Source organism: Bacillus sp. SRB_331, assembly GCF_003264175.1.
In the GTDB taxonomy this organism is placed as follows: Bacteria; Bacillota; Bacilli; order Bacillales; family Bacillaceae_G; genus Bacillus_A; species Bacillus_A mycoides.
Window position 1 is genome coordinate 38,952 of the sequence record NZ_NADV01000043.1, and the last position, 17,756, is coordinate 56,707.

The following is a 17,756-nucleotide window of genomic DNA, read 5'->3' on the forward strand; positions in this document are numbered from 1 at the left end:
GCGTAAGAGCATGAATGTGCTCTTACGCTTTTTATAGATAGAGGTGCAAAAATGACAGTAAGCAAATTTGTCCAAGTTCGTAGAGATTTACATAAAATTCCGGAGATCGGATTTAAAGAGTGGAAAACACAACAGTATATTTTAGATTATATAGGAACGCTTCCTAATGAATATTTGGAAGTGAAAACATGGAAAACAGGTGTAATTGTTAAAGTAAATGGAAAAAATCCAGAAAAAATAATAGGTTATCGTGCAGATATAGACGGTCTACCAATTACAGAGGAAACTGGATATGAATTCTCTTCTGTCCATGAAGGAATGATGCATGCATGTGGACATGATTTGCATGCAACAATCGGTTTAGGACTTCTAACAGCGGCTGTAAGCGAAAGAATAGATGATGATCTTGTGTTTATATTCCAACCGGCTGAAGAAGGTCCAGGTGGTGCACTTCCTATGTTAGAAAGCGATGAGTTAAAAGAATGGAAGCCTAATATGATTCTTGGACTTCATATTGCGCCTGAATACTCTGTGGGAACAATTGCGACAAAAGAAGGTTTATTATTTGCGAATACATCAGAGCTATACGTTGATTTAAAAGGAAAAGGTGGACATGCTGCATATCCGCATACAGCAAATGATATGATTGTTGCAGCGAGTCATCTCGTTACACAACTTCAATCAGTTATTAGTCGTAATGTGAACCCTCTTGACAGTGCGGTAATTACAATTGGGAAAATTACAGGTGGTACAGTTCAAAACATTATCGCAGAAAAGTCTCGTTTAGAAGGAACAATTCGAACGCTATCAGTGGAATCAATGAAACGTGTTAAAAGCCGAATTGAGGCAATTGTTGCGGGAATAGAAGCTTCTTTTCAATGTGAAGCTGTTATTGACTACGGAGCGATGTATCATCAAGTGTATAACCATGAGGAGCTAACGAGAGAGTTTATGCAATTTACACGTGAACAAACGACTATGGACGTAATTACGTGTACGGAGGCAATGACAGGTGAAGACTTTGGTTATATGCTTCGAGAGATACCTGGATTTATGTTTTGGCTTGGAGTAAATTCAGAATATGGTTTACATCATGCGAAATTAAAACCAGACGAAGAGGTTATTGAGAAAGCAATTGTATTTTTAAATCAATATGTGAAGTGGAAGGGAAATAGAAAGTGAACTTACTCGCTAATTGTGCAATAGTTTAGAGTGGGGACTTCTTAGTTCAGAGACGAAAACATCTTTCGTATTCGTTAGTGTTAGACATCTTCATACAAATGAGTAAAGTTAAATTTGACGTCTTAATAATGAGCAGGGGGTTTTTAGCCACTGCTCATTATTAATTATTGCTAATAGGGAAGATAATTATTTAACTACCCTATATATGTTTACTTTTAGTATGAAAAGTGTGTAAAATCAATGTGATACATAGAAAAAGGGTGGGGAATTACGTGCAAATTAGCAGTGCGATTTTATGTTTCGTCTTATATGCATATGTTATTATTGCGGCGGTTTATTTTGGGATAAGTTTTTACGCCTATCGTTTAGCAAATAATAGTGAATATGAAGAAACATACAAATGGGTGAAAAGATATTTGTCACCTGTACTAGAAATTATGAATGGATTTGTTCTTTTTTTATTTATTGGATTAATTGCTTTCTCGACGAGTTTAGTAGGGAATAAGACTACGTTATTTGTACTAGGTATCATTATTTTTATGCTATTAGGAATTCGGATTGGTAATACGGTGTTTTGGAACGAAAGAAAAATAGATGGTTGGACAGGGATGTTTATTCCATGTATGTTAGCTGCAATTGTGACGAATATAGAACATGAATATTATCAATTACATTTTTGGCTTATCATTGTTTTAACAATCCTCTCTGTTTTGTATATAAGTACTGTCGTGCTAACATACATCGCAAATGAAAAAGGAGATGCAAAAGGTGCGCACTTCTTTAGAGGGCGTGCATTATTATGGAGTGTGCCGACGATGGCAGTTATAGGAATTATTGCGATATTAGTAAATGGATATCAATTTACTAATTGGCAATTGTTTTTAGAAACTTGGTGGATCTTCATTGTTTCGCTTGTAGCTTTTTTAGGCGCAACACATTATTTATTCCATCAACATCATTACATATTGGCACTGTTATTCGCATTTACACAACTTTTATTTGCTTTTTTCGGACAAGAAACGCTATTGTTCGTTTTTGAAACATTTAGTTCATTTGGAAATATATTTGTATTTGGTATGTTAATTTTCGGTATCGCGTTTTATTTACAACAGTATTTTTATATGCAAAAACAAAAATAAGAAGTATATACAGGTTTTTGTAGCGAATTTAAAGTATGTTACAATAAAAGTACATAGTATTTGATGTTATTGGAGGAATTCCTGTGGGCGAAAAAGAGAAAGAATTTGCTGTTATTGGGCTTGGCCGTTTTGGTGGAAGTATTTGCCGTGAATTAGCTCAATTAGGTATGGAAGTAATGGCAATTGACTCAGATGAGGATAAAATTAATGAGTTTGCAAATATAGCTTCGCATGCTGTAATTGCAGATTCAACAGATGAGATGGTATTAAAAAGTCTTGGTATTCGTAATTTTGATCATGTAGTCGTTGCTATTGGAGATAATTTGAATTCAAGTATTTTAACAACGTTAATTTTGAAAGAATTAGGTGTGAAAAATATTACTGTAAAAGCTCAAAATGACTATCATGAAAAAGTGTTAAGTAAAATAGGGGCAGATCATATTGTGCATCCAGAACGAGATATGGGAAAAAGGATTGCTAATAATATCGCATCAAGTAATGTGTTAGATTACCTAGAGCTTTCAGATGAGCATAGTATTGTAGAGATTATCGCAAATAAAAAAATTGATGGGCACTCTTTAATTGAATTAGATATTCGTGCGAAGTTTGGTTTGAACATTGTAGCAATTAAACGTGGAAAAGAAGTTATCGTATCTCCTCGAGCTACAGAAAACGTTCAGGCGGGAGATATATTAATTGTAATTGGTCATGACGATGAAGTAGATCGTTTTAAGCATTTTTTAAGATAAGAGAAAAGGACAATGCCGAGGAGGCATTGTCCTTTTTCTTATATTTCCATAATGATTGGTAAAATCATTGGACGACGTTTCGTTTTTTCGTATAGGAATGGTGCTAATGTGTCTGTAATCTCATTTTTAATTTCAGACCATTGTGTTGTTTTTCGCTCCATTACTTTTTCTAAATGTGTTGTAATTAATGTTTGAGCATCGTTGATTAAATCGCTGCTTTCACGCATATAAACGAAACCACGCGAGATGATATCAGGTCCTGCTGCAACTTTAAATTCTTTCATATCAATGCTTACAACTACAATAACAAGTCCTTCTTCAGAAAGAATGCGACGATCACGTAATACGATATTACCGATATCTCCAATACCATTTCCATCGATATAGACAGAGCCAGATGGGATTTTCCCAGCTACGCTTGCTTCATCAGAACGTAAAGCAAGAACATCTCCATTATCCATAATGAAACAATTTTCTTCTGGAATACCACAATCATTCGCTAATTTCATATGCATACGTTGCATACGATATTCACCATGAATTGGCATGAAATATTTCGGCTTAATAAGACGTAGCATTAACTTTTGTTCTTCTTGTCCACCGTGTCCACTCGTATGAATATTTGAGAGTTTACCATGGATTACATCAGCACCAGCGCGGTACAACATGTTAATTGTACGACTTACACTAATTGTATTGCCTGGGATTGGTGAAGAAGAGAAAACAACTGTATCGCCAGGGATAATTTGAATTTGACGATGTGTACCATTGGCAATACGTGAAAGTGCTGCCATCGGTTCCCCTTGACTACCTGTACATAACATAACAACTTTATTAGCTGGTAGGCGGTTTAGTTGAGATGTGTCTATGAATGTATCCTTTGGACACCGGATATAACCAAGGTTTTGTCCGATTTCAATAGCCGCTTCCATACTTCGACCGAATATAGCTACTTTACGATTGTTTTCAACAGCAGCCTCAACAACTTGTTGTAAGCGATGGATATTCGATGCAAAGGTTGCGAATATAATACGACCGTCTACTTTGCGGAATATATCTTGAATACTATCACCAACGCGGCGCTCAGACATCGTAAAGTTTGGCACTTCACTGTTTGTACTATCAGATAAGAGACAAAGTACACCGTCTTTTCCGATTTCGGCCATTTTTGTTAAATCTGCTGGCTCACCTACTGGTGTGAAATCAAATTTGAAATCACCTGTATGAACGACTTGTCCTTGAGGTGTTTTCACAACAACTCCGTATGAATCCGGAATACTGTGAGTTGTACGGAAGAAGGAAACAGATGTCTTTTTAAATTTAATAACATCATCTTCTTGAATTTCATAAAGTTTTGCTTTACGAAGTAATCCGTGCTCTTCTAATTTGTTTTTTATTAGGGCAATTGCTAATTTTCCGCCGTAAATTGGAATGTTTACTTGACGTAATAGATAAGGAATTCCACCGATATGATCTTCGTGACCATGTGTAATGAATAACCCTTTAATTTTATCTTCGTTTCGCACAAAATAAGTGTAATCTGGTATTACATAATCGATCCCGAGGAGTTCGTCTTCTGGAAATTTAATTCCAGCATCAATTATAATAATTTCATCTTGAAATTGAACAGCATATGTATTTTTACCGATTTCACCAAGACCACCGAGGGCAAAAACGGCAGCTTGATCATTTTTTAGGAATTTCATATGACTATACGATCTCCGCTAATATTAAATCAGCGTTTTGTTTTTCATATTCAAGATGAGCACCAGTAACAGACTGAACGAACTCGATATTATATGCGAACTTATTTAATTTTTTACGAACATCCTTTTGAGACGTAGCCTCTAAATATAAAACTTTTGTATTTTCACGTACTGGGACCTCAGTTAATTTTTCTTGATAAAATACTTTAAAAATCATTGGGAAAACCTCTCCTTGTCTATGTTTTGCATTATCTGTTACTTATTATAAAGCAAACAGTCACGATTTTCATGTTTTTTCGAATGAGAATGAAGAAAAAGCCCGAAATGGGCACAATTTAAGCGATTGTCTTCTTACGGACTAAATCGTTTAAATAACGCTTGAGCTTTTTCTTCAGCTTCTTCAGCATGATTACTCCTTCCTTTCCTTATTTAAAACATGCATATTACTAATGATAACTCTGTCTCCCATACAAGAAAGAAGATTAGAAGTGAATAGTGAATCTTGTTCTTTTTAGTATAGTGTAAGTTATCTTGTAGTAACGATTAGTAGCCGTTAGTTATAGATATAGTATGAGGAAGAATAGAAAAGAAAATTCATCCGAACAAGTATCCACATTTTTTCACTAATAGTATATGCACATTTCATAAATAAGGTCAGAAAGTGAACGCTTTCTTCACAGATGTTTAATATGTTATACTTTTTTTTGAAATTTGAAAAGTGATAATCAAAATAGGAATATAGAGTGCCAGAAAGGATTTTGACAAATGAATGATAAAATTGTCTTTTTTGATATTGATGGAACATTATTAGATCATGATAAGAAAATTCCGCAATCTACAAGAGATGCAGTAAGAGATTTACAAGAAAAAAGTGTGCATGTGGCGATTGCGACAGGGCGTGCGCCATTTATGTTTGAAGATATTCGTGAGGAACTCAATATACATAATTATGTTAGTTTTAACGGGCAGTATGTTGTATTTGAGGATGAGGTATTATTTAATAATCCATTACATCCTGATGCTCTACATAAGTTTACTCAGTTTGCAAAACAAGAAGGATATCCACTTGTATATCTTGACCATCAAGAAATGAGAGCGTCAGTGGAATATCATGATTATGTAAAAGAAGGTTTTGGAAGCTTGCAATTCGAGCATCCGGCATATGAACCTGATTTTTATGAGAAACGCGATATTTATCAAACGCTTCTTTTTTGTGAAGTAAACGAAGAAGAAAAGTTTATTCATCATTATCCAGATTTTCATTTTATACGCTGGCATGCATACTCAATGGATATTATCCCTAATGGTGGTTCTAAGGCAAAAGGGATTGAGAAGTTTATTGAGAAGATAGGATTTAATCGTGAACAAGTATATGCATTTGGGGACGGATTAAATGATTTAGAAATGATTGAAGCAGTAGGAACTGGCATTGTGATGGGGAATGGTCATGAGGATTTGAAAAAACTTGCTAATTATGTGACAAAAGATGTTAATGAAGACGGTATTTATCACGGATTAAAGTGGGCTGGCTTGTTATAAATAAGTGTGGAACCCATTTCATATAATAAAAAGGCGGAAGATTAACTTCCGCCTTTTTACTATTATCGCTCGAGAGGTTTTGAATCATCGGGAGCCACAAATGGATTGTCTTTATTAATATGGTCATAGAACATAACACCGTTTAAATGGTCGATTTCATGTTGGAATACAATTGCTGGTAAACCTTTTAATCGCAGTTTTACGTCTTCACCGTTAATCGTTGTTGCCTTTACTGTAATTCTCGTGTAACGAGGGACATAACCAGGTACTTCACGGTCTACAGATAGACAGCCTTCACCATTTTGTAAATATGTACGTTCAACAGAATGACTAATGATTTTTGGGTTAAATAATGCGTAGCTATATAACGTATCGTTCGTATCAGTTACATGAACCGCAATCATTTTCTTTGAAATACCGATTTGCGGAGCTGCTAATCCGATTCCGGGGCGTAAATTATATTTTTCAGCCATTTCAGGGTCCTGGCTATTTATTACAAATTCAATCATTTCTTTAAGAGTATTTGTATCTTCCTCGCTAGCAGGTAAGGAGACCTCTTCTGCGACGTCGCGCAAAATAGGATTTCCTTCACGAATTACCTCATTCATTGTAAGCATATGTAATCTCTCCTTTCTCCTTTAGTCTACCAAAGGAGATAAAAAAAGTCATCGGCAAGTAAGGAAGAGCTACTTGGAAACAAATCTTCTACAGATAAGTTATGCAATAAAAAGAAAAGACGGCAAAGCCGTCTGTTTCTTTCCATAGTTGTTTCATTTTACATTAATTAGCGAATGCAAGCAGCACCAACGATAATTAAAAGGATAAACAACACAACGATTAAGGCGAAGCCGCTTCCAGATCCGCCACAAGAACCGCCATAACCGTAGGAAGGATATGAACAAGTTGTTGGATAGCAATATGAGTATCCGTACATGAGATGACCTCCTTTATCATTTCCCGCTAATACTGCGGTTACTATAATGTATGGAGGAATGATCAGAAATGTATAGGTATTTACCTATAAAAGGAAGAAGTGTTTGTATAATTTTCTTGAGAAGAGAGAAAAACTAAGGAGAATTAAATCGTTTACATATTATTCTAAGAGAAAAAATAAGTTAAAAAGGGAATAATATAACAGCAGGTTATTGCTTACTAATACAGATGTGAAAAATAAAAACACGTTTGTGTAGAGGAAACCGGCATATTATTTATAAAAAAACGTATTCAAAGTAATTGACATCGTAATTAGAATAGTTGTAAACTAAAAAACGTGATCAAGATTGTATTAATATGTTTTTGAAAAAACATTAGTACAGATTGTTAGGTACACAAAATTATTCTCAACCGACAAACAAATTTGTTGGTTTACATTGTTGCGCTTTCAGTCTAGCTAATAGATAGTGAAAGCGTTTCAGAATATGGTTCAAGAGAGGAAGAGGTGAACGGAATGGGTACTAAAACAAAAAAGACCCTATTTAATGTTGATGAGCAAATGAAAGCTATCGCAGCTCAATTTGAAACATTACAAATTTTAAATGAAAAAGGCGAAGTTGTGAATGAAGCAGCTATGCCTGAATTATCTGATGATCAATTAAAAGAATTAATGCGCCGTATGGTGTATACTCGCGTACTAGATCAACGTTCTATTTCTTTAAACCGTCAAGGACGTTTAGGTTTCTACGCACCAACTGCTGGACAAGAGGCTTCTCAATTAGCAAGTCATTTCGCACTTGAAGCAGAAGATTTCATCTTACCAGGATATCGTGACGTTCCACAATTAGTGTGGCACGGTCTACCATTATACCAAGCATTCTTATTCTCTCGTGGACATTTCATGGGTAACCAAATGCCTGAGAATGTAAATGCACTTGCTCCACAAATCATTATCGGTGCGCAAATCATCCAAACTGCTGGTGTTGCGTTAGGTATGAAATTACGTGGTAAAAAATCTGTTGCAATTACTTACACTGGTGACGGTGGTGCTTCACAAGGTGACTTCTACGAAGGTATGAACTTTGCGGGTGCATTCAAAGCTCCAGCAATCTTCGTTGTACAAAACAACCGTTATGCAATCTCTACTCCAGTAGAAAAGCAATCTGCAGCTAAAACTGTAGCACAAAAAGCAGTAGCAGCAGGTATTTACGGAATTCAAGTAGACGGTATGGATCCATTAGCTGTATACGCAGCAACTGCTTTCGCTCGTGAGCGCGCAGTAAATGGCGAAGGTCCTACTTTAATCGAGACTTTAACATTCCGTTATGGTCCACATACAATGGCTGGTGATGACCCAACTCGTTACCGTACAAAAGATATCGAAAACGAATGGGAACAAAAAGATCCAATCGTACGCTTCCGTGCATTCTTAGAAAACAAAGGCCTATGGTCTCAAGAAGTTGAAGAGAAAGTTATCGAAGAAGCAAAAGAAGATATCAAACAAGCAATTGCTAAGGCTGACCAAGCTCCAAAACAAAAAGTTACTGATTTAATGGAAATCATGTACGAAAAAATGCCTTACAACTTAGCTGAACAATATGAAATTTACAAAGAAAAGGAGTCGAAGTAAGCCATGGCTCAAATGACAATGATTCAAGCAATCACTGATGCTTTACGCGTTGAAATGAAAAATGATCCTAACGTACTTGTGTTTGGTGAAGACGTTGGTGTAAACGGCGGAGTATTCCGTGCTACTGAAGGTTTACAAGCTGAATTCGGTGAAGATCGTGTAATGGATACTCCACTTGCAGAGTCTGGTATTGGTGGACTTGCAGTTGGACTTGCACTTGAAGGCTTCCGTCCAGTTCCAGAAATCCAATTCTTCGGTTTCATTTATGAAGTAATGGATTCAGTTTCTGGTCAATTAGCTCGTATGCGTTACCGTTCTGGTGGACGTTGGACTGCTCCAGTAACAATTCGTTCTCCATTCGGTGGTGGTGTTCATACTCCTGAACTACATGCAGATAGCTTAGAAGGATTAGTGGCACAACAACCTGGTCTAAAAGTTGTTATTCCATCTACTCCATACGATGCAAAAGGTCTTTTAATCTCTGCGATTCGTGACAACGATCCAGTTATCTACTTAGAGCATATGAAATTGTACCGTTCATTCCGTCAAGATGTACCAGAAGGTGATTACACAATTGATTTAGGCAAAGCTGACATCAAACGTGAAGGTACAGATGTATCTGTTATCGCTTATGGTGCTATGGTTCATGCTGCATTAAAAGCTGCTGAAGAACTTGAAAAAGAAGGTATCTCTTTAGAGGTTGTTGACTTACGTACAGTTCAACCATTAGATATCGAAACAATCATCGCTTCTGTTGAAAAAACAAGCCGCGTAGTTGTAGTTCAAGAAGCTCAAAAACAAGCTGGTATTGCAGCTAACGTTGTAGCGGAAATTAACGACCGTGCAATCTTAAACTTAGAAGCTCCAGTTGTACGTGTTGCAGCTGCTGATACAGTATTCCCATTCTCTCAAGCTGAGAGCGTATGGTTACCAAACCATAAAGATATTGTTGAAGCTGTTAACAAAGTAATGAACTTCTAATTTTTAGTTTTTCATGTGCAAAAGAAATCAGCACATGCTGGTTTCTTTTGTACATATTCCATAATAATGAAATGAATCAGGGGGCTGAATTCCGTGGCATTTGAATTTAAACTACCAGATATCGGTGAAGGTATCCACGAAGGTGAAATCGTAAAATGGTTTATTAAACCAGGCGATGAAGTAAATGAAGACGATGTACTTCTTGAAGTACAAAATGATAAAGCAGTAGTAGAAATCCCTTCTCCTGTTAAAGGTAAAGTACTTGAAGTACTTGTAGAAGAAGGAACAGTTGCAATTGTAGGAGATACATTAATTAAATTTGATGCTCCTGGATACGAAAACCTTAAATTTAAAGGTGACGATCATGATGAAGCTCCAAAAGCTGAAGAAGCAGCAGTAGAAGCTCCAGCAGCGGAAACTACTCCAGCAGCAACTGCAGAAGTAGTAAATGAGCGAGTAATCGCTATGCCATCTGTTCGTAAATATGCTCGTGAAAAAGGTGTAGATATTCATAAAGTAGCTGGTTCTGGTAAGAACGGCCGTGTTGTGAAAACTGACATCGATGCATTTGCAAATGGTGGACAAACTGTAGCAGCAACTGAGGCTCCAGCAGCAGTAGAAGCTACTCCAGCAGCAGCAGCGAAAGAAGAAGCACCAAAAGCACAACCAATCCCAGCTGGTGAATATCCAGAAACTCGTGAGAAAATGAGTGGTATCCGTAAAGCGATTGCGAAAGCAATGGTTAACTCTAAGCATACAGCTCCTCACGTAACATTAATGGATGAAGTAGATGTAACAGAACTTGTTGCTCACCGTAAGAAGTTCAAAGCTGTTGCAGCTGACAAAGGTATTAAATTAACTTACCTTCCATACGTTGTAAAAGCTTTAACATCTGCATTACGTGAATTCCCAATGTTGAATACTGCTTTAGACGATGCTTCTCAAGAAATCGTTCATAAACATTACTTCAACATCGGTATCGCAGCTGATACAGACAAAGGTCTATTAGTACCAGTTGTTAAAGATACAGATCGTAAATCTATCTTTACTATTTCTAACGAGATCAATGAACTTGCTGGTAAAGCACGTGATGGTCGTTTAGCTCCAACTGAAATGAAAGGTGCTTCTTGCACAATTACAAACATTGGTTCTGCAGGTGGACAATGGTTCACTCCAGTTATCAATCACCCAGAAGTAGCAATCCTTGGTATCGGCCGTATCGCTGAGAAACCAGTTGTGAAAAACGGTGAAATCGTTGCAGCTCCAGTATTAGCATTATCTCTAAGCTTTGACCATCGTTTAATTGACGGCGCAACTGCTCAAAAAGCATTAAACCAAATTAAACGTCTATTGAATGACCCACAATTATTAGTAATGGAGGCGTAATAACAATGGTAGTAGGAGATTTCCCAATTGAATTAGATACAGTCGTTGTTGGTGCAGGTCCTGGTGGATACGTTGCGGCAATTCGTGCAGCACAATTAGGTCAAAAGGTAGCGATTATTGAAAAATCTAACCTTGGTGGCGTATGCTTAAACGTTGGATGTATTCCTTCAAAAGCGTTAATCAATGCAGGTCATCGTTATGAGAATGCAATGCATTCTGATGACATGGGTATCACTGCAGAGAACGTAAAAGTTGACTTTACAAAAGTTCAAGAATGGAAAAACGGCGTAGTTAAGAAATTAACTGGCGGTGTTGAAGGCCTTCTTAAAGGTAACAAAGTTGAAATCATTCGCGGTGAAGCTTACTTCGTAGATGCTAATACATTACGCGTAATGACTGAAGATGCAGCACAAACTTATACGTTTAAAAATGCTGTTCTTGCAACTGGTTCTACACCAATCGAAATTCCAGGATTCAAATACTCTAAACGTGTTATCAACTCTACAGGCGCTTTAAGCTTACCTGAAATTCCTAAAAAACTTGTTGTAATCGGCGGCGGTTACATCGGTATGGAATTAGGTACTGCATATGCTAACTTCGGTACAGAAGTTACTGTAGTAGAAGCTGGCGACGAAATCTTAGCTGGTTTCGAAAAAGCTATGAGCTCTGTTGTTAAACGTGCTCTACAGAAAAAAGGTAACGTAAATATCCATACAAAAGCTATGGCTAAAGGCGTTGAAGAAACAGAAACTGGCGTAAAAGTTAGCTTTGAAGTTAACGGTGAAATCCAAACTGTAGAAGCAGATTACGTATTAGTAACTGTAGGTCGTCGTCCAAACACTCAAGAAATCGGTCTTGAGCAAGTTGGAATTAAAATGACTGACCGTGGCATTATCGAAATTGATGAGCAATGCCGTACAAATATTTCAAACATCTATGCAATCGGTGATATCGTTCCTGGACCACCATTAGCTCACAAAGCTTCTTACGAAGGTAAAGTAGCTGTTGAAGTAATTAGTGGCCATGCATCAGCAATCGATTACATCGGAATTCCTGCAGTATGCTTCACTGATCCAGAATTAGCATCTGTTGGTTACACTAAGAAACAAGCTGAAGAAGCAGGAATGACAGTAGCTGTATCTAAGTTCCCATTCGCTGCAAACGGTCGTGCGTTATCATTAAACAGCACTGACGGTTTCTTACAACTTGTAACGCGTAAAGAAGATGGTCTTCTTGTAGGTGCACAAGTTGCAGGTGCAGGTGCTTCTGATATTATCTCTGAGATTGGTTTAGCTATCGAAGCTGGAATGACAGCTGAAGATATCGCTCAAACAATCCATGCTCACCCAACATTAGGTGAAATCACAATGGAAGCAGCTGAAGTTGCTCTTGGAATGCCAATTCACATTGTAAAATAATTTAAGTAATGTAAATACCCCATCTCTTATTTAAAGAGATGGGGTATTTTTATTTTCATAAAATGACTTGCAAGGTCTTTATATGTACTTGTCGAATGAATATATAATACTTTAAATGAACCGTTAGCATATATGCCGTTATATAATATGTAATTGATTCAAACTTAATCCCATATATTAATAAAATAGAGCATGTCAAAGGAGAAGGTTCCATGAGAATATTACATGTTATATTTTATCATTTTCTATTATGGAGTGGTTTTTCCATTGTATTAACATTATCGAATGGTGATAAGTTTCATTATAAAGTAATTCTCTTTTTCGTATTTCTTTATTTGGCATATGTGATTGCATGTTTTGTATTACACGTAAGAAAGCAGGCATTATTCCTTACGTGTTCAAATTGCATACTTTTTTTAATCATATTCTCTATTTTTTAAATTAACGTTTATAGAAATACATTGTTCTTCCATTAAATAGTTGTAACTCTCCTTCTAATTTCTTCGCTAGAAAACGGCTAAATTCATTTGCTTTTCCTTTATCACCAAATGTTGCTGTAGTAGGCAAAGAAACCTGAATAAAAGATTGTTCCTTTTCTATTCCAATCCCAACATAAATAGAATCATATCGATCGTGACTCGATTGGAGTTTTAATGTTGTTGCTGATGTATCTAATATTTCATAAGGAAAAGCTGTATTTGTATAAGCATAATTAATTTGATCACCAGTCTTGGAAGTAACGGTTTTATAGTTATGAAAAAGGTGTTTAACATCTTCTATTGAAACAGATTGTTGATTGGATTTAGGTACAAGTGTGATAAAGGCGTGTTGCATACAAATTCCCCCTTAGCTTAGTAGAATAATATCATTCTACATCCTACTGAATTTTTTGACAATTAAAAGGAGTATTACTTTTTTTGTTTAATATATTAATGAGTAGGAAGTGTTATTTAGAAAGGTGGAAACTCATGTTTGAAAAATTGTATGATGAGCATGAAAGTGTGAAGGTACGATTTTTAGGATTTATGACGCATGATACACGTTATGATTTTGGAGTTATTTATACAAATATGTTTTTTGGAAAGCCACTTATTGTTTGTATGCAAACAGGGAGATCTACTTTGCTTGGGAGAGATGATGTAGAAAATGTTCCATATATACAGGAAACTTTTAAGTTAGGATCGGAAGAGGAGGCGGAGGAGTTAGCTCAGTTTTTTAAATTTCTTGTTCCGTCTACTTCTTTGCATGCGGAGTATGAAGAATAATTAACAAGAAACAGTCGTACGTATGAGATATGGCTGTTTTTTTGTGTTAATATCGCATACTAATTTAATTTTAAAATATTTAATGTGTTATACTAAAAACCTATTGACGTAAAAAGTATAACATATTAAAATAAAGACAGAAAGTTAAGCGGTTACAAAAGTTTTTGGGATTATAAACTTAGGGGGAAATGAAAAATGGGAACAATCGTATGTCAAGATTGTGAAGGTACAATTGCACACTTCGAGGATGAGAAAGTAACGGTACTTTACGGGAAATGTGGATCTTGCGGATGTGATCACACAGAACATACAAAAGCCCAATAATTGATAGGAAATTGACAGCTAAAAGTTTTTAGGACCATAAACTTAGGGGGAAATGAAAAATGGGAACAATCGTATGCCAAGTTTGTGAAGGAACAATCGGACATTTTGAAGATGAGAAAACGACAGTACTTTATGGGAAATGTGGTTCCAATTGTGACTGTGCTAGTAGAGACAATGCGAAAGCTTAATCATATATAAGTAGATTATTCTTTAAACTCAGGGGGAAATGAAAATGGGAACAATCGTATGCCAAGTTTGTGAAGGAACAATCGGACATTTTGAAGATGAAAAATCAACAGTACTTTATGGGAAATGTGGATCTCATTGCGAATGTGACCATACAGAACATACAAAAGCTTAATAATTAAGAAAAAACGCCTACACATGTAGGCGTTTTTTTAATAGATTGTAGTTGTATGCCCGACTGTTGCAACAATTGCATCATCTCTAATAGGAATAAATCCTATTGATGTTTGTGGCGTGTTAGGAGGGGCATATTGACTCATCATACGGCTATCAATACGAGTAATAAAATCGGTTAAATAAGCTGAAATAAAAGCATAAGGAATCCTTCGTTCATTTAATGAATAAATAATTTCCTCTTTCGTTTTTACGCCTACGCCATGTCCGTAAAAAAAGAAGTTTCCTAGATAGATTGTATTTTCTCCTTGCCACTCAATCGTAGCTGGATTAACTTGTGGATTTTTAAAGTAAACGAGGTCACCTGGAACGATATCGCCACTCGTTTTTGTTATGAGCTTTAAGTCGCGATCGTAGTCCCATGTATAAAGTAAGAGGTTTGCGAATAGACGGTTGAAAGTTTTTTCCTCATATAATGATAGTAATGCTTTGTAAAAAATGATAATCATTGCGGTGGCACATTCAGTTCCATATAGTTTTCCGTTTTTAAAAATATCTTGGATGGCAATGGAAGGGGCTATGTTTGGGAGTAGTTGAAATCCGCCAAGTGATGTTCTTTCCCAAAACTGAGGGTTGCAAAAAGATTGTTGAAACGTACGAAACTGAAATCCACTTTGAAAAAGTTCTAGCGCGGAAGTAATAATATTAACTCGTAAATTAAGATCAAAGCTGAGTTCATCGGCTGTTCGGAAGGAATAAACTTCTTGATTTCCCGCCATTATGGATAAAATCTGTTGTTTTTCAGCTGCAAATGGCTCATATTCATTTGTGATATAAGGGTGTACAATAGAACGGCCTATCACAATCATAATGGTATCCCCACCTATACGTTACAGATTTCGCGATACGGGAAAGCCTATATTGGACTTTAGACATAGGATGAAAGTATCGCTTTTTCATAGAAAAACATTTATCCCGCTATTTGCGGGCAGTAAGAATTCCACCTCAAAATTCGGCTGGAGCCCTGCTGTCCGTAAACGTCCGATTGGTGAAGGCTAATAATCAGTGGGGATGAACAAAACCCCACTGATTATTAGCCTTCACTTTATATTTTGGTAGACTTTAACTACAGACAAGTACAAGTCTTTAAAACGCCAATGTGTTCTTTGAAAAAAGATAGCATAGGGAGTTCGATAGCCGAATTCAAGCTATCGGTAAAATGATATGTGTCGTCAAGAACAAGACGCTAAAACACCTGAACACGAATCTGTACGGTATGGTATAGTACCGTAGCTCACGAACCTATACGATTTGTTGTGAGAGTGGTGATGGCACACCGCAATCTTGCACGTCAGCGATACCAGAAATGGACTTCGCCTTAGGTAGCAAAAATCCCACTGAGGTTAGTTAGCTTGCCCCATTAGGGTGGGAATGTCAAATTCTTTAGTATCGTATGAAAAAAAGAGAAAAAAGGTGAAAGAAAAGCCTATCAACTGATAGGCTTGTACTCTTTAATAACACGTAATGTTTGTAATGTCATATCTTCAGGACCTTGTACAGGTAACCCAGCTTCTAAATTTTTAAGAATATACTCTAAGTTATCTTGTGTAATAATTTCCCCCGGAGTAAAGATTGGAATCCCTGGCGGATAAACCATAACAAAATCAGCTATAATACGACCTGCTGCGTTTTCAAATGGAATGACTTCTGTTTCTGAATAAAAAGCATCTCTAGGAGAAAGTGCTAGCACAGGTATTTCTGGTATTTCTACTTGTACTTGAACACCTTTGTCTGCTCTATTTCTATATGTTGCTGCTAAATCTTGTAATGCTGTAATAAGTGTATCTGTTTCACTTTCTGTATCTCCAAATGTGATAAGACAAAGTATGTTATATAAATCAGAAAGTTCTACTTCAATGTTGTAATGTTCTCTAAGCCATACTTCAGCCTGATGGCCTGTAATACCTAAATCTTTTACAGATACAATTATCTTTGTAGGATCATAGTTAAAAGTAGCATCTGTTCCTAGCATTTCTTTTCCGGGACAATAAAGATGCTCAATAGCATTAATAGCATCACGAACATGCTCAGCTAATTGTATTGTTTGTTCTATGAGAGCTGTTCCTTCTGTAGCAAGACGTTTTCTAGCAACATCAAGGGATGCTAACAAAATGTAAGAAGTTGATGTAGTCGTAAGCATGCTAATAATGGATTGGACATGCTTTACGTTCACAAGACCTTCTTTTACATTAAGAATAGAGCTTTGGGTTAAAGACCCACCTAATTTGTGAACACTTGTTGCTGCCATATCTGCACCTGCTTGCATAGCTGATATTGGTAGTTCATCATGAAAATGGATATGAACACCGTGAGCCTCATCAACAAGTACAGGAATATCGTAAGAATGAGCTAATTCTACAATCTGCTCTAAATCTGCAGCAAACCCAAAATATGTTGGATTTATAACAAGTAAGCCTTTCGCATCTGAGTGCTCTTCAAGAGCCTTTTTGACAGATTGAATTGTGATCCCATGTGAAATACCGAGCTTCGGATCAATCTCAGGATGCATGAAAATTGGTTTTGCACCTGAGAAAATAATAGCTGACATTACTGATTTATGCACATTCCGTGGCACGAGGATTTTATCCCCAGGACCGCACACGCTCATCACCATTGTCATAATTGCACCACTTGTACCTTGAATAGAAAAGAACGTATGATCTGCACCGAAAGCAGCGGCTGCTAAATCCTGTGCTTCTTTAATCATACCTTTTGGATGATGTAAATCATCGAGCGGCGCAATATTAATTAAATCAATTGCTAATGCATTATGCCCAATAAATTCGCGAAATGTAGGATCCATGCCCTGTCCTTTTTTATGACCAGGAATATGGAATTGAACTGGATTTCGCTTACTGTGCTCAACTAAAGCGGTAAACAATGGTGTTTCGTATTGGGACAATCTATACACCCCTTCTTCTTCGTAATATTTATTAGAGTTTGTTTTATATGATTTCATCTCATTCTAAAAGGAAATTAAGATGACAAACTTTTAGAACTTGACTTGTTTTTCTGCCATTCGCAAAAGCCTTTTTGGGGATGGTAGTCTCACTTTATTCTCTATAAAACAAAAGCATTATATCA

Annotated in this window: 20 protein-coding genes; 13 read left to right on the forward strand and 7 right to left on the reverse strand. The window is 36.4% G+C overall.

The annotated features are described in order from the left end of the window. Positions 1-51 precede the first annotated feature (51 nt). The 3 genes from B5P42_RS24680 to B5P42_RS24690 all read left to right on the forward strand — a co-directional run bounded on the left by B5P42_RS24680 (position 52) and on the right by B5P42_RS24690 (position 3,070). Positions 52-1,182, forward strand: coding sequence for an N-acetyldiaminopimelate deacetylase (locus B5P42_RS24680; protein WP_002033831.1), 1,131 nt, complete (start codon positions 52-54; stop codon positions 1,180-1,182). 272 nt (positions 1,183-1,454) lie between these two features. Further along, positions 1,455-2,321, forward strand: coding sequence for a hypothetical protein (locus B5P42_RS24685; RefSeq protein ID WP_002014843.1), 867 nt, complete (start codon positions 1,455-1,457; stop codon positions 2,319-2,321). A gap of 83 nt (positions 2,322-2,404) precedes the next feature. Beyond that, positions 2,405-3,070, forward strand: a complete 666-nt coding sequence (locus B5P42_RS24690) for a potassium channel family protein (RefSeq protein WP_000504033.1) — start codon at positions 2,405-2,407, stop codon at positions 3,068-3,070. A 38-nt stretch (positions 3,071-3,108) separates the two neighbouring features. Here B5P42_RS24690 and rnjA read toward each other — a convergent pair whose 3' ends face one another. Next, a complete protein-coding gene (gene rnjA, locus B5P42_RS24695; protein ID WP_113735481.1) occupies positions 3,109-4,776 on the reverse strand; it encodes a ribonuclease J1 in 1,668 nt (555 codons plus the stop codon). A 4-nt stretch (positions 4,777-4,780) separates the two neighbouring features. Continuing rightward, positions 4,781-4,993 (reverse strand): DNA-dependent RNA polymerase subunit epsilon, encoded by a 213-nt coding sequence (locus B5P42_RS24700; RefSeq protein ID WP_000576436.1) that lies wholly within the window; start codon positions 4,991-4,993, stop codon positions 4,781-4,783. 548 nt (positions 4,994-5,541) lie between these two features. Here B5P42_RS24700 and B5P42_RS24710 point away from each other — a divergent pair. After that, positions 5,542-6,315 carry a Cof-type HAD-IIB family hydrolase gene (locus B5P42_RS24710; protein WP_113735482.1) on the forward strand — a complete coding sequence of 258 codons (774 nt, stop codon included), beginning with the start codon at positions 5,542-5,544 and terminating at the stop codon, positions 6,313-6,315. 62 nt (positions 6,316-6,377) lie between these two features. On the opposite strand, the gene def is transcribed toward B5P42_RS24710, so the two are convergent. Both def and B5P42_RS24720 read right to left on the reverse strand, forming a co-directional pair. Beyond that, on the reverse strand, positions 6,378-6,932 hold the full coding sequence (gene def, locus B5P42_RS24715; RefSeq protein ID WP_002014846.1) for a peptide deformylase: 555 nt from the start codon (positions 6,930-6,932) through the stop codon (positions 6,378-6,380). A 167-nt stretch (positions 6,933-7,099) separates the two neighbouring features. Beyond that, entirely contained in the window at positions 7,100-7,249 is a 150-nt protein-coding gene (locus tag B5P42_RS24720; RefSeq protein ID WP_002014847.1) for a YjcZ family sporulation protein, read from the reverse strand. Between the two features lie 513 nt (positions 7,250-7,762). Between B5P42_RS24720 and pdhA the strand changes: the two genes are divergently transcribed. From pdhA to B5P42_RS24745, 5 genes are all read left to right on the forward strand, one after another. Further along, the gene (pdhA, locus tag B5P42_RS24725) at positions 7,763-8,878 is read left to right on the forward strand and encodes a pyruvate dehydrogenase E1 component subunit alpha (protein WP_000536893.1); all 1,116 of its coding nucleotides are present in this window, start codon (positions 7,763-7,765) and stop codon (positions 8,876-8,878) included. Between the two features lie 3 nt (positions 8,879-8,881). Then, the gene (gene pdhB / locus B5P42_RS24730; RefSeq protein WP_113735483.1) at positions 8,882-9,859 is read left to right on the forward strand and encodes a pyruvate dehydrogenase complex E1 component subunit beta; all 978 of its coding nucleotides are present in this window, start codon (positions 8,882-8,884) and stop codon (positions 9,857-9,859) included. 93 nt (positions 9,860-9,952) lie between these two features. Then, positions 9,953-11,245: a pyruvate dehydrogenase complex dihydrolipoyllysine-residue acetyltransferase gene (gene pdhC, locus B5P42_RS24735; RefSeq protein ID WP_002033838.1), complete on the forward strand. Its 1,293-nt coding sequence runs from the start codon at positions 9,953-9,955 to the stop codon at positions 11,243-11,245. A 5-nt stretch (positions 11,246-11,250) separates the two neighbouring features. Beyond that, a complete protein-coding gene (lpdA, locus tag B5P42_RS24740) occupies positions 11,251-12,663 on the forward strand; it encodes a dihydrolipoyl dehydrogenase (RefSeq protein ID WP_002014851.1) in 1,413 nt (470 codons plus the stop codon). Between the two features lie 212 nt (positions 12,664-12,875). Beyond that, positions 12,876-13,103 (forward strand): hypothetical protein, encoded by a 228-nt coding sequence (locus B5P42_RS24745; RefSeq protein ID WP_002088334.1) that lies wholly within the window; start codon positions 12,876-12,878, stop codon positions 13,101-13,103. Position 13,104: 1 nt separating this feature from the next. Here B5P42_RS24745 and B5P42_RS24750 read toward each other — a convergent pair whose 3' ends face one another. Beyond that, positions 13,105-13,497 (reverse strand): DUF1885 family protein, encoded by a 393-nt coding sequence (locus B5P42_RS24750; RefSeq protein ID WP_002014853.1) that lies wholly within the window; start codon positions 13,495-13,497, stop codon positions 13,105-13,107. A gap of 134 nt (positions 13,498-13,631) precedes the next feature. On the opposite strand from B5P42_RS24750, the gene B5P42_RS24755 reads away from it, so the two are divergent. From B5P42_RS24755 to B5P42_RS24770, 4 genes are all read left to right on the forward strand, one after another. After that, positions 13,632-13,928, forward strand: coding sequence for a DUF3055 domain-containing protein (locus B5P42_RS24755; RefSeq protein ID WP_000462037.1), 297 nt, complete (start codon positions 13,632-13,634; stop codon positions 13,926-13,928). A gap of 195 nt (positions 13,929-14,123) precedes the next feature. Then, complete coding sequence (locus B5P42_RS24760; RefSeq protein WP_000536778.1) at positions 14,124-14,252, forward strand: GapA-binding peptide SR1P; 129 nt, start codon at positions 14,124-14,126, stop codon at positions 14,250-14,252. A 59-nt stretch (positions 14,253-14,311) separates the two neighbouring features. Further along, positions 14,312-14,440, forward strand: a complete 129-nt coding sequence (locus tag B5P42_RS24765; protein ID WP_002033839.1) for a GapA-binding peptide SR1P — start codon at positions 14,312-14,314, stop codon at positions 14,438-14,440. 44 nt (positions 14,441-14,484) lie between these two features. Then, a complete protein-coding gene (locus tag B5P42_RS24770) occupies positions 14,485-14,613 on the forward strand; it encodes a GapA-binding peptide SR1P (protein WP_002111497.1) in 129 nt (42 codons plus the stop codon). Between the two features lie 37 nt (positions 14,614-14,650). On the opposite strand, the gene B5P42_RS24775 is transcribed toward B5P42_RS24770, so the two are convergent. Then, positions 14,651-15,481, reverse strand: coding sequence for a protein-glutamine gamma-glutamyltransferase (locus B5P42_RS24775; protein ID WP_002066931.1), 831 nt, complete (start codon positions 15,479-15,481; stop codon positions 14,651-14,653). Positions 15,482-16,101: 620 nt separating this feature from the next. Continuing rightward, on the reverse strand, positions 16,102-17,574 hold the full coding sequence (gene speA, locus B5P42_RS24785; protein WP_002128878.1) for an arginine decarboxylase: 1,473 nt from the start codon (positions 17,572-17,574) through the stop codon (positions 16,102-16,104). Positions 17,575-17,756 lie beyond the last annotated feature (182 nt).

Bases quoted from the DNA above. Each gene is read 5' to 3' on its own strand.
- B5P42_RS24680 (WP_002033831.1), top strand. From the start codon at position 52: ATGACAGTAAGCAAATTTGTCCAAGTTCGTAGAGATTTACATAAAATT.
- rnjA (WP_113735481.1), bottom strand. From the start codon at position 4,776: ATGAAATTCCTAAAAAATGATCAAGCTGCCGTTTTTGCCCTCGGTGGT.
- B5P42_RS24700 (WP_000576436.1), bottom strand. From the start codon at position 4,993: ATGATTTTTAAAGTATTTTATCAAGAAAAATTAACTGAGGTCCCAGTA.
- B5P42_RS24710 (WP_113735482.1), top strand. From the start codon at position 5,542: ATGAATGATAAAATTGTCTTTTTTGATATTGATGGAACATTATTAGAT.
- def (WP_002014846.1), bottom strand. From the start codon at position 6,932: ATGCTTACAATGAATGAGGTAATTCGTGAAGGAAATCCTATTTTGCGC.
- B5P42_RS24720 (WP_002014847.1), bottom strand. From the start codon at position 7,249: ATGTACGGATACTCATATTGCTATCCAACAACTTGTTCATATCCTTCC.
- pdhA (WP_000536893.1), top strand. From the start codon at position 7,763: ATGGGTACTAAAACAAAAAAGACCCTATTTAATGTTGATGAGCAAATG.
- pdhB (WP_113735483.1), top strand. From the start codon at position 8,882: ATGGCTCAAATGACAATGATTCAAGCAATCACTGATGCTTTACGCGTT.
- lpdA (WP_002014851.1), top strand. From the start codon at position 11,251: ATGGTAGTAGGAGATTTCCCAATTGAATTAGATACAGTCGTTGTTGGT.
- B5P42_RS24745 (WP_002088334.1), top strand. From the start codon at position 12,876: ATGAGAATATTACATGTTATATTTTATCATTTTCTATTATGGAGTGGT.
- B5P42_RS24750 (WP_002014853.1), bottom strand. From the start codon at position 13,497: ATGCAACACGCCTTTATCACACTTGTACCTAAATCCAATCAACAATCT.
- B5P42_RS24755 (WP_000462037.1), top strand. From the start codon at position 13,632: ATGTTTGAAAAATTGTATGATGAGCATGAAAGTGTGAAGGTACGATTT.
- B5P42_RS24760 (WP_000536778.1), top strand. From the start codon at position 14,124: ATGGGAACAATCGTATGTCAAGATTGTGAAGGTACAATTGCACACTTC.
- B5P42_RS24765 (WP_002033839.1), top strand. From the start codon at position 14,312: ATGGGAACAATCGTATGCCAAGTTTGTGAAGGAACAATCGGACATTTT.
- B5P42_RS24770 (WP_002111497.1), top strand. From the start codon at position 14,485: ATGGGAACAATCGTATGCCAAGTTTGTGAAGGAACAATCGGACATTTT.
- B5P42_RS24775 (WP_002066931.1), bottom strand. From the start codon at position 15,481: ATGATTGTGATAGGCCGTTCTATTGTACACCCTTATATCACAAATGAA.